The 12,658-nt window shown below is 65.2% G+C and carries 14 protein-coding genes; 10 read left to right on the top strand and 4 right to left on the bottom strand.

Translation table 11 applies throughout. The features are described from left to right. Positions 1-93: 93 nt before the first annotated feature. The 4 genes from XH80_RS33200 to ku all read right to left on the bottom strand — a co-directional run bounded on the left by XH80_RS33200 (position 94) and on the right by ku (position 2,089). The gene (locus tag XH80_RS33200; protein WP_057753070.1) at positions 94-258 is read right to left on the bottom strand and encodes a Flp family type IVb pilin; all 165 of its coding nucleotides are present in this window, start codon (positions 256-258) and stop codon (positions 94-96) included. Positions 259-438: 180 nt separating this feature from the next. Then, positions 439-618: a hypothetical protein gene (locus XH80_RS33195; protein ID WP_271602240.1), complete on the bottom strand. Its 180-nt coding sequence runs from the start codon at positions 616-618 to the stop codon at positions 439-441. A 186-nt stretch (positions 619-804) separates the two neighbouring features. Then, the gene (locus tag XH80_RS33190; protein ID WP_220003847.1) at positions 805-1,041 is read right to left on the bottom strand and encodes a hypothetical protein; all 237 of its coding nucleotides are present in this window, start codon (positions 1,039-1,041) and stop codon (positions 805-807) included. A 58-nt stretch (positions 1,042-1,099) separates the two neighbouring features. Continuing rightward, positions 1,100-2,089, bottom strand: coding sequence for a non-homologous end joining protein Ku (gene ku / locus XH80_RS33185; protein ID WP_271602239.1), 990 nt, complete (start codon positions 2,087-2,089; stop codon positions 1,100-1,102). A 234-nt stretch (positions 2,090-2,323) separates the two neighbouring features. Between ku and XH80_RS33180 the strand changes: the two genes are divergently transcribed. From XH80_RS33180 to XH80_RS33135, 10 genes are all read left to right on the top strand, one after another. After that, positions 2,324-2,479: a hypothetical protein gene (locus XH80_RS33180; RefSeq protein ID WP_271602238.1), complete on the top strand. Its 156-nt coding sequence runs from the start codon at positions 2,324-2,326 to the stop codon at positions 2,477-2,479. A 228-nt stretch (positions 2,480-2,707) separates the two neighbouring features. After that, a complete protein-coding gene (locus tag XH80_RS33175) occupies positions 2,708-3,382 on the top strand; it encodes a response regulator transcription factor (RefSeq protein ID WP_014496705.1) in 675 nt (224 codons plus the stop codon). A 94-nt stretch (positions 3,383-3,476) separates the two neighbouring features. Beyond that, the gene (locus XH80_RS33170; RefSeq protein ID WP_271602237.1) at positions 3,477-4,853 is read left to right on the top strand and encodes a sensor histidine kinase; all 1,377 of its coding nucleotides are present in this window, start codon (positions 3,477-3,479) and stop codon (positions 4,851-4,853) included. A gap of 149 nt (positions 4,854-5,002) precedes the next feature. Next, positions 5,003-6,406 (top strand): hypothetical protein, encoded by a 1,404-nt coding sequence (locus XH80_RS33165; RefSeq protein WP_271602236.1) that lies wholly within the window; start codon positions 5,003-5,005, stop codon positions 6,404-6,406. Positions 6,407-6,505: 99 nt separating this feature from the next. Then, entirely contained in the window at positions 6,506-6,775 is a 270-nt protein-coding gene (locus XH80_RS33160) for a hypothetical protein (RefSeq protein ID WP_271602235.1), read from the top strand. A 131-nt stretch (positions 6,776-6,906) separates the two neighbouring features. Beyond that, positions 6,907-8,022, top strand: a complete 1,116-nt coding sequence (ccmI, locus tag XH80_RS33155; protein WP_271602234.1) for a c-type cytochrome biogenesis protein CcmI — start codon at positions 6,907-6,909, stop codon at positions 8,020-8,022. A 37-nt stretch (positions 8,023-8,059) separates the two neighbouring features. Then, positions 8,060-8,551, top strand: a complete 492-nt coding sequence (gene ccmE, locus XH80_RS33150; RefSeq protein ID WP_057753077.1) for a cytochrome c maturation protein CcmE — start codon at positions 8,060-8,062, stop codon at positions 8,549-8,551. Next, positions 8,548-10,530, top strand: coding sequence for a heme lyase CcmF/NrfE family subunit (locus XH80_RS33145; protein WP_271602233.1), 1,983 nt, complete (start codon positions 8,548-8,550; stop codon positions 10,528-10,530). Before ccmE ends, XH80_RS33145 begins: the two co-directional genes overlap by 4 nt. A gap of 3 nt (positions 10,531-10,533) precedes the next feature. Continuing rightward, on the top strand, positions 10,534-11,016 hold the full coding sequence (locus XH80_RS33140) for a cytochrome c-type biogenesis protein (protein ID WP_271602232.1): 483 nt from the start codon (positions 10,534-10,536) through the stop codon (positions 11,014-11,016). 109 nt (positions 11,017-11,125) lie between these two features. Next, positions 11,126-12,469 carry a methyl-accepting chemotaxis protein gene (locus XH80_RS33135; RefSeq protein WP_271602231.1) on the top strand — a complete coding sequence of 448 codons (1,344 nt, stop codon included), beginning with the start codon at positions 11,126-11,128 and terminating at the stop codon, positions 12,467-12,469. Positions 12,470-12,658: the final 189 nt, after the last annotated feature.

Here is a 12,658-nt window from a genome sequence, read left to right as displayed (position 1 = left end):
GACCGCAAAGCTGGGTCCGTCATGCTTAGCTGCCGCTGTCTCGGCGGGCTTGACTCAGATCATGGTCCGCAAGATCGGCTGCCGATTGCGAGCCTACTTCGTGGCCGCGCTGATCGAGTTGAATTTGTTGCTCAGGAGGACGCTGCCGGTGTTGGTCACGATGGTGACGATGGCGAGCGCGATGCCGGCGGCGATCAGGCCATACTCGATCGCGGTGGCGGCACTTTCATCGGCAAGAAAAGACCTGAGCACAATCATCGCCAACTCCTGTTCATCCGGTCCAATGTAGCCGCGCGTCGTTATCAAACTGGTAAAGCGATCGAAGAGGCGCTGTTCGCGCGTCAAATTCGCGGGTCCGGCCGACCAGCCGTGTCTTAACGCGGCAGCCGTTAAACGAAGGTTTCATTATCCGCTGCAAATGAGCGGAAGCGGCCAGCCTCAATTGCTGGTGGTGTGTCCCGGCGCGCCCTTGCGCGGACGTCCCAGCGCTGCCGCGAGGCGTCCGAACAGATCGCGCATGACAAGCGACCGCGCCCGCAGCACCGTGTCGGCGATGCGCTCGTCCTCGGCCTCACTCACGATGCCGATGTAGTTCTTCCTGGCGTCCTGTTGCGGCACGGAGGTGCGAACCCTGGCTCAATCGATGGAACCATGGTGCGCGCAAAGGCAATCAGCGGTTAATTTTCCGTCCCGTAGGAATACCCGGTGCGGCAAGTTGGCATCGTCGTGCCAAAAAAGATCCGGCCGCTTAAGGGTTCGTTGAGGCTGTTCGTCAACCGGTCGGCAAGCATGCCGATCATGGCCTCAATCGCGCCGACCGTTCCCATTCAACGCGCGCAACATGCCGATGCGGGCGAACAGCAGCCAGCCGCCGCCGCTCTCCGCCGCGTTGATCAGCATCTCGATTGCGGTCTGCCAGCGCGGCTCCTGCTGCTCCTCCTCAGGCAGCCGCATGATGAAGTCAGCGGCCTCCTGCAGCGTGCGCAGGCTGCGTCCGCCGCGCAAGCCGATCGGATCGGCGAACGGCGTCGACCAGGGCATGTCAGTCCGCTCGATCGGAAAGGGAAGACGTCACGGCGCGGCCGGCGGTGTGATGCGGTCAGCCGGCCTTCTTGGTCCGTGCCGTCGTCGCGCGCACCGGCTTGTCGGCCTTCTTCGGCGCGGCTTCCTTGGCTGCGGCCTCCTTGCCGCCCTTGCCCGAGATCGGCAGCAGCATCTCGCGCTGACCCTCGACCCGCTTCTTCGGCTTCTTGGCCTTTGCGGTTTCCTTGGCAGTCTCCTTGGCAGCCCTCGCCGCGGGCGCCGCGTCCTTCTCGTTTGCGAGGCTCTTCTTCAGCGCGTCCATCAGGTTGATCACGTTGCCGCCGCTCTTCGGCGTGGCCTTGGCCGCGATCGGCGTGCCGGCGCGCTTCTTGTTGATGAGATCGATCAGCGCGGTCTCGTAGTGATCCTCGAACAGCTCGGGCTCGAACGCGCCGGACTTCTTCTCGACGATATGCTTGGCGAGGTCGAGCATATCCTTCGTCAGCTTCACGTCCTGGATGTCGTCGAAATATTCCTTTTCGCTGCGCACTTCGTAGGGGTAGCGCAGCAGCGTGCCCATAAGTCCGCTCTCGAGCGGCTCCAGCGCAATGATGTGCTCGCGGTTGGTCAGCACCACGCGGCCGATCGCCACCTTGTCCATGCTGCGGATGGTCTCGCGGATCACCGCATAGGCGTCGTGGCCGACCTTGCCGTCGGGCACGAGATAATAGGGGCGTATCAGGTAGCGATTGTCGATGTCGGCTTTCGGCACGAACTCGTCGATTTCGATCGTATGGGTCGAATCCAGCGCGATGTCGTCGAGCTCGTCCTTGGTGACCTCGATATAGGTGTCGGTATCGACCTTGTAGCCCTTGACGATGTCCTCGGAGGTCACCTCGTCGCCGGTCTCGGCGTCGACCTTCAGATATTTGATCCGGTGGCCGGTCTTGCGATTGATCTGGTTGAACGAGACCTTCTCGGTATCCGACGTGGCCGGATACAGCGCAACCGGGCAGGTCACGAGCGAGAGACGCAGAAAACCCTTCCAATTGGCGCGGGGGGCCATGGGCTACTCCAAACGCAACAGGGACAGACCTATAAGGATACCATCGGGGAACACCGAATCATACAGAGGTTCGGTCGGAATCTTGCAACTGCGTTAACCAGTCGCTCACCCCGGCGGTTCGGACCGATCCAGTCCTAAATGCCGGAACATCAAATCGGATCGGGCGTTGGCTCGGGATAGAGGGCCGTAAGGAGGTCGCGGCCATCGCAAACGGCATCCAGGATTGAGGTCACCATGGCAACCACGCGCGAGGACCGTCAGATCGTCGAAACAGCGACCGAGGCACGCCAGGGCGAACCTGGGCCGTCGGTGGCCGCGCTGCTCGCCATTTCGACCGGGCTTGCGGTCCTGATCCTCGCCGTTGTCTGGTTCGTGTTTTTCCGGACCTGATGGCGAGGTCGATGGCAAATTGACAGGAAGGGCGGACCTTCCGAATAGCCGCAAGATGCGGCACATTGCGCCCGTCATGCCGCCGGCCTGACGGGCGCAGTCGCATTGACTGAGGCCCTCGGTATATGACCAAAAAGTAACGCGGCCGGTTCCCGGCGTTCATATTCAGTTCACGCCGGAATTGCTCATCTGGTGCGGTGTTGATGCGGCCTATTTCTGGAGAGAAGCGTGCGCCTGCTTGTTGTTGAGGACGACCCTGATCTCAATCGCCAGCTCACCAAGGCGCTGACGGACGCCGGCTACGTCGTCGATCGCGCCTTCGACGGAGAGGAGGGGCACTATCTCGGCGACAACGAACCGTACGACGCCGTGGTGCTCGATATCGGCCTGCCCAAGAAGGACGGCATCTCGGTGCTGGAGGCCTGGCGCCGCAACGGCCGCACCATGCCGGTTTTGATCCTCACCGCTCGCGATCGCTGGAGCGACAAGGTACAGGGCTTCGATGCCGGCGCCGATGATTACGTGCCAAAGCCGTTCCACCTCGAGGAGGTGCTGGCGCGCATCCGCGCGCTGCTGCGCCGCTCCACCGGCCATGCCCAGAGCGAGCTCTCTTGCGGACCCGTCACGCTCGACACCCGCACTGGCCGGGTCAGCGTGTCCGGCAATCCCGTGAAGATGACCTCGCACGAATATCGGCTTCTGGCCTACCTCATGCACCATTCGGGGCGCGTGGTGTCGCGTACGGAGCTGGTCGAGCACCTCTACGACCAGGATTTCGACCGCGACTCCAACACGATTGAGGTCTTTGTCGGCCGCATCCGCAAGAAGCTCGACGTCGACATCATCCAGACCGTCCGTGGCCTCGGCTATCTCCTGACCCCGCCGCCGGCCCCCGGCGCCTGAGCAGTGCAGGCTTGACGGGCGGCCCGAGGCGGGCCTTGGTCCTGATATGACCGCCGACGCTATGCCACCACCTCGCGCCACCGGGATCATCCCGATGCCCGCCAGCTCGCTTGCGAACCGCCTGTTCCTGTCGGCGACCGCCTGGCTCGTGGTGATCCTGGCCATCACGGGCGTGGTGCTGTCGTCGGTCTACAAGAACGCGACCGAGCGGGCCTTCGACCGCCGTCTCAACCTTTATCTGCGCACCCTCATTGCCGAGGTCGCCACCCCCGACGAGCCGCCGGACCGCCAGTTCCAGTCGCTCGGCGAGCCCCTGTTCGAGCTGCCGCTGTCCGGCTGGTACTGGCAGATCACGCGCACCGACACCGAGAAGCCGGAGCTGCGCTCCTCGCGCTCGCTGTGGGACAAGAAGCTGCCGAAGCTGGAAGATCTGGGCGTCGAGCTCACGGCCGCCGGCATTCGCCTGGCCTATGTCGACGGGCCGGAGGGGCAGAACCTGCGCATGGTCGAGCGTCCGGTCGATCTCGGCGCCGACGGCAAATACCTCGTCAGCGTCGCCGGCGATTCCACCGAGATCTTCGATGAGACCCGCAGCTTCGACTATTACCTCGGCGGCACCTTCACCGCGCTCGGCATCGTGCTGTTGCTGACCACCGTATTCCAGGTCCGCTTCGGTCTCGCACCGCTCAAGCGTATCTCGGAAGCCATCGCCGACATTCGTTCCGGCAGGGCCGAGCGGCTCGAGGGCGAATTTCCGGTCGAGATTGCGCCGCTGGCGCGCGAGACCAACGCGCTGATCGACGCCAACAGGGAGATCGTCGAGCGGGCGCGCACCCATGTCGGCAATCTCGCCCATGCGATCAAGACGCCGCTGTCCGTGATCGTCAACGAGGCCGGAACGCACGCGGCCGATCCGTTCGCAGCCAAGGTGATGGAGCAGGCGGACGTCATGCGTAGCCAGCTCGCGCATCATCTGGAGCGCGCCCGCATCGCGGCGAGGGTCTCGATCGTCGGCACCGTGACGGAGGTCGCCCCCGCCATCGAGGCGCTGCGGCGGACCATGGAGAAGATCTATCGCGGCCGCGGCGTCGCGGTCGAGGCCAAGGCCGAACCGTCGGCGAAATTCCGGGGCGAGCGCCAGGACCTGGAGGAGATGGTCGGAAATCTCGTCGACAACGCCTGCAAATGGGCGGCCTCGCGGGTCTTCATCGAGGTCTTGGTCGAGCCACCCGCTCACGCGGGCGCCGGGCCCCGGCTACGGGTGATCGTCGATGATGACGGGCGCGGCCTCTCGGAGGCCGAGCGCGCCCAGGTCTCCCGGCGCGGCCAGCGGCTCGACGAATCGAAGCCGGGCTCAGGGCTCGGGCTCTCGATCGTGACCGACCTTGCCGCGCTCTACGGCGGCAGCCTCTCGCTCGGCAGCGCCCCGATCGGGGGCCTGCGGGCCGAGCTGGTGCTGCCGGGAATTTAATCCTCTGATCTGGCTCGATTATTTGGGCTTCCGGTGCAAACCGGATGGTTTCGGAACCACTTCCTCAACGGCTTCTTAAGGCGCGCCCGCCTATGATCAGGGGCGGACGCATCCCACGTCTGCCATTTTACCGTGCATCACCCGGGCGCATGAGCCAGACATCGATCGAGCGGCTGAGGGAATATCTCGCACAGCTCCCGCCGCAGGCGCAGGCGCTGCTGATGCGGGAGTTCGAACGCGCACTCGAGCGCGGCCAGGACACGGCTGTCGCGACCCTCGTGCTCGAGCAGTTGCGCAAGATCGTGCGCAAGACCGAAGCCGACGAAGCTGCGCCGCCGCGTACCGATGATCTGTCACGGCTGCTGTTCCAGGTGCTGGAACCGTTCCTGGTGGAGGCCGGAGCCCCGATCCGGGTCGGCCAGATCCGCCGCTCCTCGCTGCATCCGATCTGGCAATGGCTTGGCCGCGACGGTGCCCCCGGCAAGATCAGCGAATTCGAGGTGGCGCTGGCGCGCATGCCGGCGACAGACAATTCGGGGCAGGTCGAGGCGCTGGCGCTCAAGCTTCAGGCCGTAGCCGCGGACGCCATCTTCGAGCTGACGGGACCGGGCGGCGGCGACAAGTCGCGTGCGCTCGCCCGGGTCGGTCCGCCCAGCGTGATCGAGGACCTCTATTCGATCGGTGCGGTGCTCGCCGTTCGCGAGGCCCTCGGCACGCTCAATGAAAAGCTGCCGCGCTTCCTGCGCCAGTTCGGCGATCCCCAGATCGCCTCGGTGACCGCGGCGCTCAACATTCCCGTGCTGCAGACGCCGCAAATGCTGCCCTTTGCATTGTCCGTGGTGGTCCAGCGCATGACCGCGCCCTGGCAGATCATTCGTCTCGCCATCAAGATCGCCGCGTCCGACGACGAGATTCGCGTCGCGGCGACCCCGTATGGCGTCGCCGTCACGATGGCGCTGCACGATCTGTCTCGCGTTGCCGCCAATCTGCGCATGGACATCAAGCGCGGCCAATTCGAGACCGTCGCCGACAATCTGAAAGCGCTGCATGATGGCGTGCGCGGCCTGCGCACCGAACTCGACCTGCGCAACGATTCGGCCTGGGGCAAGCAACTGACTGCAATCCGGGCCGACATCTCCAATGCCCTGCAATCGGAAATCGACAGCGTTCCCGGCCGGGTTCGCCGTATCCTGCGCCAGCGCCCCGAAAAGGACATTCCGCCCGGGGCACGGATCGACACCACCGACGTCGAGGAAACCGTGGCGCTGATCGACTTCGTCGCGACCTGCCGCAACTATGCCAGCGAACTCGCCATCAACGAGGTGACGCTGCGCACCTATTCCGACCTCCAGCAATATGTCGAACGCTCGACCGAGCAGGCGGTGCAGTCGCTGCGCGGCGCAGATCACAAGGTCCGCGCCTACCGGCAGCAGCAGGTGCAGGCCGCAATCCGCTTCTGCCAGGTGCTGTTCGGCGACGATTACGCCTCCCTGATGAGCCGCGCCGCGGAGAACGCCGCGACAGGCGAGCGCAAATCGACGCGCGCAAGCTGATTCAAGCGCATCTCTTCGCAATCACAATTTGTGGTTGACCGTGTGGCTTGTGAGCCCTACGCTCGCCGTGCAGGTTTTTGGAATTCTATTTGTCGGCGCATGAAACCCATTATCAGCTCGATCGAAATTGAGAACCGCGTCATTGTTGCCAAATATCGGAGGCTGATGGTCGGCGCGAAGATGGTGCTGGTCGAAAAGGCGAGCGGTCGGCAACTGGCTGAGACGGTCACCCGAGTTGCATCGCCTGTTCCGGTCGGAGCCTTGCGGATCAGACTGCCTGAGGCCATCGAGCCGGGAACATACTTCCTGAGGGCCTTCAACGGGCACGGCGAGGACGCTGCTCGGAGCGCGGACTTCGAGATCGGCTAAGCCGTTGGATCTTCACTATTTCGGGACGGTGTGGGCTCGCGCTGAATTGACAATTGTCAATTGCCGCATCATCCGGCCGTGGTGTAAAGCCACGTACGGGCGCGGTTCGCGCGCTGCCGGAAGCTTGCCTGATGACGCTATGGTTCGTGTTCGCGCTGATGACGGTCGCGGCGATATTCGCCGTGCTCTGGCCGCTCGGCCGTGGCGGGCGTCCCGACAATCAAGGCAGTGAGGTCGCGGTCTACAAGGACCAGCTGGCCGAGATCGAGCGCGACCTTGCCGCTGGACTGATCGCGGCGCCGGAAGCCGAGGCGGCGCGAATCGAGATCAGCCGCAGGCTGCTCGCCGCTGCTGGCAGCGAGCCCATGCCCGCGCCGGATTCCAGCCTGAAATGGCGCCGTGCGGCATCCGTTCTCGCGCTTGTCGGCCTGCCCTTGGTGGCGGTCGCGATCTACGTCCCGCTCGGCTCGCCTGCGCTTCGTGATTTCCCGCTGGCGCAGCGACAGCGCGGCGCGGGGCCCGGCATGGCACAGTCGCTCGAGAACCTGGTCGCGCAGGTTCAGCAGCACCTGGAGAAGAATCCGACCGACGGCCGCGGCTGGAACGTGCTTGCGCCGGTGCTGGAGCGGCTCGGCCGTTTCGACGAGGCGGTGCGCGCCTATCGCAATTCGATCACCTACAATGGCGAAAGCCCGGAGCGCCGCGCCGATCTCGGTGAGGCGATCACGGCCGCTGCAGGCGGCGTGGTGACGGCGGAGGCCAAGGCCGAGTTCGAGCGCGCACATGCGCTGAGCGCTGACGATCCCAAGGCGAACTATTTCCTGGGGCTCGCCGCCGAGCAGGACGGCCGCAAGGAGGACGCGGCCAATATCTGGCGCGCGCTGCTGGCGAAGGCGCCGGCGGATGCGCCGTGGCGGCCGCTGGTGCAGACCTCGCTCGCGCGCCTTGCCGGTAGTGACGTGACGATGCCGGCGCTGTCCGACGAGACCATCGCGGCCTCCAAGGAGATGAACGACGGCGATCGCAACGCGATGATCCGCGGCATGGTCGAACGTCTTGCCACGCGTCTCAAGCAGAACGGCGACGACGTCGAGGGCTGGCTGCGCCTGGTTCGCGCTTATCTTGTGATGGGTGATCGCGACAGGGCGCTTGGTGCCACGACCGATGCCCGCCAGGCGGTCGCCAGGGATGCCGAGCGGCTGCGCCAGCTCAATGAAGGCCTCAAGAATCTCGGGCTCGACGGATGATCGTCGCCGCGAAAGACGAGCGGAGAACGGATACGCCATGACGCGCAAGCAGCGACGTATGACCATCATCGGCGGCTCGCTCGCCGTGCTCGCGCTCGCGGCCGCGCTGGTGCTCAACGCACTTCGCGACTCCATCGTGTTCTTCTCGACCCCGACCATGGTGGCCGAGAAGCATGTCGCCCCCGGCAAGCGCTTTCGCCTCGGCGGACTGGTGCAGCCCGGTTCGCTCCAGCGCGGCGACAATCTCGCCGTGACGTTTGAGGTCGCCGACGGCGGCGCCAAACTGCCCGTCGCCTACAAGGGCATCCTGCCGGATCTGTTCCGCGAAGGGCAGGGCGTCGTCGCCGAGGGCGCGCTCGATGCCAGCGGCGTGTTCAAGGCCGACACCGTGCTCGCCAAGCACGACGAGACTTACATGCCCAAGGACGTCGCCGATGCCCTGAAGAAGCAGGGCCATTGGAAGGACGATTACGCTGGAAAGCCCGCGGCGGCGACGGCGCAGGGCAATTCGCAGGGAGCGGTGCGGTGATCGCGGAAGCCGGACATTACGCGCTGGTGCTGGCGCTCGCGCTGGCGCTGATCCAGTCCTTCGTGCCTGTCATCGGCGCGCGCCTGCGCGATCCCGCGCTGATGAACGTGGCGCGCTCCACCGCGCTGGCGCAGCTGCTGTTCGTCGGCGCCTCGTTCATCGCGCTGGTGACGTTGCACGTGAACTCGGATTTCTCCGTCGCCAACGTCTACGAGAATTCCCACTCCATGAAGCCGCTGATCTACAAGATCACCGGCGTGTGGGGAAACCATGAAGGCTCGATGCTGCTGTGGGTGTCGATCCTCGCGCTGTTCGGCGGACTGGTCGCGGCCTTCGGCAACAATCTGCCGCTGTCGCTGCGTGCGCATGTGCTGGCCGTCCAGGCCTGGATCGCCAGCGCCTTCTATCTCTTCATCCTGATCACCTCGAACCCGTTCCTGCGCATCGCCAATCCGCCGATCGAGGGGCGCGACCTCAATCCGGTGCTCCAGGATATCGGTCTCGCCGTGCATCCGCCGATGCTCTATCTCGGCTATGTCGGCTTCTCGATCTCGTTCTCCTTCGCCATCGCGGCGCTGCTGGAGGGGCGGATCGACGCGGCCTGGGCGCGCTGGGTGCGGCCGTGGACGCTGGTGGCCTGGATCTTCCTGACGCTCGGCATCGCGATGGGCTCTTACTGGGCCTATTACGAGCTCGGCTGGGGCGGCTGGTGGTTCTGGGACCCGGTCGAGAACGCCTCGCTGATGCCGTGGCTCGCAGGCACTGCGCTCTTGCATTCGGCGCTGGTGATGGAGAAGCGCAACGCGCTGAAGGTCTGGACCATTCTTCTGTCGATCCTGACCTTCTCGCTGTCGCTGCTCGGTACCTTCCTGGTGCGGTCGGGCGTCATCACCTCCGTGCATGCCTTCGCCAACGATCCGACCCGCGGGGTCTTCATCCTGCTGATCCTCTGCCTGTTCATCGGCGGCAGCCTGTCGCTGTTCGCGGGCCGCGCGAGCTCGCTGAAGCAGGGGGGCCTGTTCGCGCCGATCTCGCGCGAGGGCGCGCTGGTCCTGAATAATCTGCTGCTGACGGTGGCCTGCGCGGTCGTGCTGTTCGGAACGCTGTATCCGCTGGCGATGGAAGTGCTCGCGGACTTCAAGATGTCGGTGGGCGCACCGTTCTACAATCTGACCTTCGTGCCGCTGTTCGCGCTGCTGCTGCTTGCGGTGCCGTTCGGACCGATGCTGGCCTGGAAGCGCGGCGACCTGCTCGGTGTCACCCAGCGGCTGCTGGCCGCCGGGGCCGCCGGCCTTGTCGTGGTCGCGATCGTCTGGGCCTGGACGCGCGGCGGCAGCGCGCTTGCGCCGCTCGCGATCGGACTTGGGGTCTTCGTCATCGCCGGCGCCGTGACCGATATGGCTGAGCGAACCGGTCTGTTTCGCCTGCCGTTTGCGACGACGCTACACCGTGCCCGCGGCCTGCCGCGCTCGGCCTGGGGCACCGCGTTTGCGCATGCCGGTCTTGGCGTCGCGCTGATCGGGATCGTCTGCGAGACCACCTGGAACAGCGAATATATCGCGACGATGAAGCCGAACGACGTCGCAAAGGTCGCCGGTTATGAGTTGAAGCTCGACGGCCTGCTCGAGCGCCAGGGGCCGAACTATCGCGAGATGGTCGCCCAGTTCAACGTTAGCAGCGGCGGCGAAGCGCTCAGCCTCATGACGCCCTCGAAGCGCAGCTTCACGACGCGCGGCTCCTCGACCACCGAGGCCGCGCTTTTGACCCGCGGCGCGAGCCAGCTCTACATCTCGCTCGGTGACGTCACCACTGAGGGCGCCATCGCGGTCCGTATCTATCACAAGCCGTTCGTGCTGCTGATCTGGTGGGGCCCGGTGCTGATGGCGTTCGGCGGCATGCTGTCGCTGTCCGACCGGCGCTTGCGCGTCGGCGCGCCGAAGCCGGCGCGGGCCAAGCAGCGCCTGCAACCGGCGGAGTGATCGATGCGTCGGATGATGTCCGCGATCGTAGCGCTGATGCTGCTGGCCGCGCCTGCGGTGCATGCCGTGCAACCCGACGAGATCATGTCGGATCCCGTCAAGGAGGCGCGTGCGCGCGAATTGTCGCGCGAGCTGCGCTGCATGGTCTGCCAGAACCAGTCGATCGACGATTCCGATGCGCCGCTCGCGCGCGACTTGCGACTGCTCGTGCGGGAGCGGATCGCGGCCGGCGACAGCAATTCGCAGGTGCTCGATTTCCTGGTCGCGCGCTACGGCGAGTTCGTGCTGCTGAGGCCGCGTTTCGAACGGCAGACCATGCTGCTCTGGCTGCTCGCGCCGCTGCTGCTCGCCGGGGGCGGCTTTGCACTGTGGCGGCAGAACCGCCGTCGTGCGCGGGAAGGTGCAGATGTACCGACGCCGCCGCTGACACCGGACGAGGAGGCGAAGCTCGCCGCGTTGATGTCCGAGGACGCAAAGTCCTCTTGAGCCTACGCAGTGATACGTAAGGTCGCGGGCGGAGCGCGTTTCATGCTCTGTTGACCTTTGTCTGGAAGCTTGTCGTAAGATTCGATTCCAGAATTTGAGTGCTCAAGCGATGTTCACAAACAGCAATCTGACGATCCGCTTTCTGGTCGGCGCCGTCGTCGCTGCATTATTGTTCCTGCTGGGCATCGGCGGCGGCACCGGATTCGTCGCGGTGCTCTATCTCAACAACGAGATCACCAGCCTGTCGTCTGACTTTGCCGCGCTGAGCGGCCCTGCGCGCGACCACGCGATGCAGATCTACCAGCAGGCCCAGACCGCGTTCTCCTGGTTCCTGGTCGCCTGTGCTGTGATCGCGGTTGTTGCGATCGCGATCTGCCTCGTCACCTGGTTCGCCGTGCGCAACGGCATCCTCAGTCCATTGGCGGCGATCGTGCACGCCATGCGCGAGGTCGCCGACCAGAAATTCGAGACACCGGTTCCGGGCCTCGGCGGCACCAACGAGATCGGCCTGCTCGCCGGCGCGCTGGAGGTGTTCAAGACCAACGGGATCGAGCGGCGGCGCCTGACCGAGCAGCAGCTGCATGAAGCCCGGCACCAGGCCGAGCGGTCGAAATTCCTGGACGCACGGATCAAGCGCTTCAACGAACTCGTCGCCAGCGTCGTCGACAGCGTGGCATCGTCGGCAGTGCACCTGAAACGCAACGCAGCGGCACTGTCGCAGACCGCCAACGACACCAGCACCAAGGCCAACGCGGTCGCGAGCGCCGCGAGCCAGGCCAGCGCCAGCGTGCAGACGGTGGCGGGCTCGGCGGAGGAGATGACGAACTCGATCGGCACGATCAGCCGTCGCGTCACGGATGCGACCCAGCGCGCCGAAGGCGCCGCAACCCAGGCCGAGAAGAGCCGCGACACCATCCATACGCTGTCGGATGCGGCCGACAAGATCGGCGAGGTCGTCCAGCTGGTGCAGGCGATCGCATCGCAGACCAACCTGCTCGCGCTCAATGCCACGATCGAGGCGGCGCGGGCAGGCGAGGCCGGCAAGGGCTTTGCCGTGGTGGCCTCTGAAGTGAAGAGCCTTGCGCACCAAACCAGCAAGGCGACCGAGGAGATCACCTCGCACGTCGCCAGCATCCAGGGTATCACCGCGGAGACGCGCGGGGCGATCGACGCCATCTCGAAGACGCTGTCGGAGATCTCGTCGATCATGTCCGGGATCGAGGTGGATACAGCCCAGCAGCGCAACGCCACGCAGGACATCAGCCGCAGCGTCCAGGACGCCGCCCGCGGCACGCTTGACGTCTCCAACCACATTGTCCAGATCACCTCGACGTCGGCGGAGACCGGCCGAATGGCGGCTGAGGCCCGGGATTCCGCCGTCGACCTGTCGCAGCAGGCAGAAACCCTGAAGCGCGAAGTCGATGAATTCATCGCCAGCGTCCGGGCCAGCTGAAGGCGCCTGGCGCCGGTTGCCGGAACCGCGTTAAGTTCCTGTAAGGTCACGATTTTCCGGCTGCGCTAAACTGCCGCACGCCGGCACCGTCTTTATTACAAAAGTTTAACCTGCCAGCCAGCGCGCGGTAAGGCGCAAGTCCCCATGTTCAGGTCCGTAAAGGTGCCGCTATCAGGCACCGCATGGATT

This window comes from Bradyrhizobium sp. CCBAU 45384 (assembly GCF_028128665.1).
Lineage (GTDB): Bacteria > Pseudomonadota > Alphaproteobacteria > Rhizobiales > Xanthobacteraceae > Bradyrhizobium > Bradyrhizobium manausense.
Note: the sequence above shows the minus strand (reverse complement) of the source record. Positions and strands in the feature narration are given on the sequence as shown.

Bases quoted from the DNA above. Each gene is read 5' to 3' on its own strand.
- XH80_RS33200 (WP_057753070.1), bottom strand. From the start codon at position 258: ATGATTGTGCTCAGGTCTTTTCTTGCCGATGAAAGTGCCGCCACCGCG.
- XH80_RS33190 (WP_220003847.1), bottom strand. From the start codon at position 1,041: ATGCCCTGGTCGACGCCGTTCGCCGATCCGATCGGCTTGCGCGGCGGA.
- ku (WP_271602239.1), bottom strand. From the start codon at position 2,089: ATGGCCCCCCGCGCCAATTGGAAGGGTTTTCTGCGTCTCTCGCTCGTG.
- XH80_RS33180 (WP_271602238.1), top strand. From the start codon at position 2,324: ATGGCAACCACGCGCGAGGACCGTCAGATCGTCGAAACAGCGACCGAG.
- XH80_RS33170 (WP_271602237.1), top strand. From the start codon at position 3,477: ATGCCCGCCAGCTCGCTTGCGAACCGCCTGTTCCTGTCGGCGACCGCC.
- XH80_RS33165 (WP_271602236.1), top strand. From the start codon at position 5,003: ATGAGCCAGACATCGATCGAGCGGCTGAGGGAATATCTCGCACAGCTC.
- XH80_RS33160 (WP_271602235.1), top strand. From the start codon at position 6,506: ATGAAACCCATTATCAGCTCGATCGAAATTGAGAACCGCGTCATTGTT.
- ccmI (WP_271602234.1), top strand. From the start codon at position 6,907: ATGACGCTATGGTTCGTGTTCGCGCTGATGACGGTCGCGGCGATATTC.
- ccmE (WP_057753077.1), top strand. From the start codon at position 8,060: ATGACGCGCAAGCAGCGACGTATGACCATCATCGGCGGCTCGCTCGCC.
- XH80_RS33140 (WP_271602232.1), top strand. From the start codon at position 10,534: ATGCGTCGGATGATGTCCGCGATCGTAGCGCTGATGCTGCTGGCCGCG.
- XH80_RS33135 (WP_271602231.1), top strand. From the start codon at position 11,126: ATGTTCACAAACAGCAATCTGACGATCCGCTTTCTGGTCGGCGCCGTC.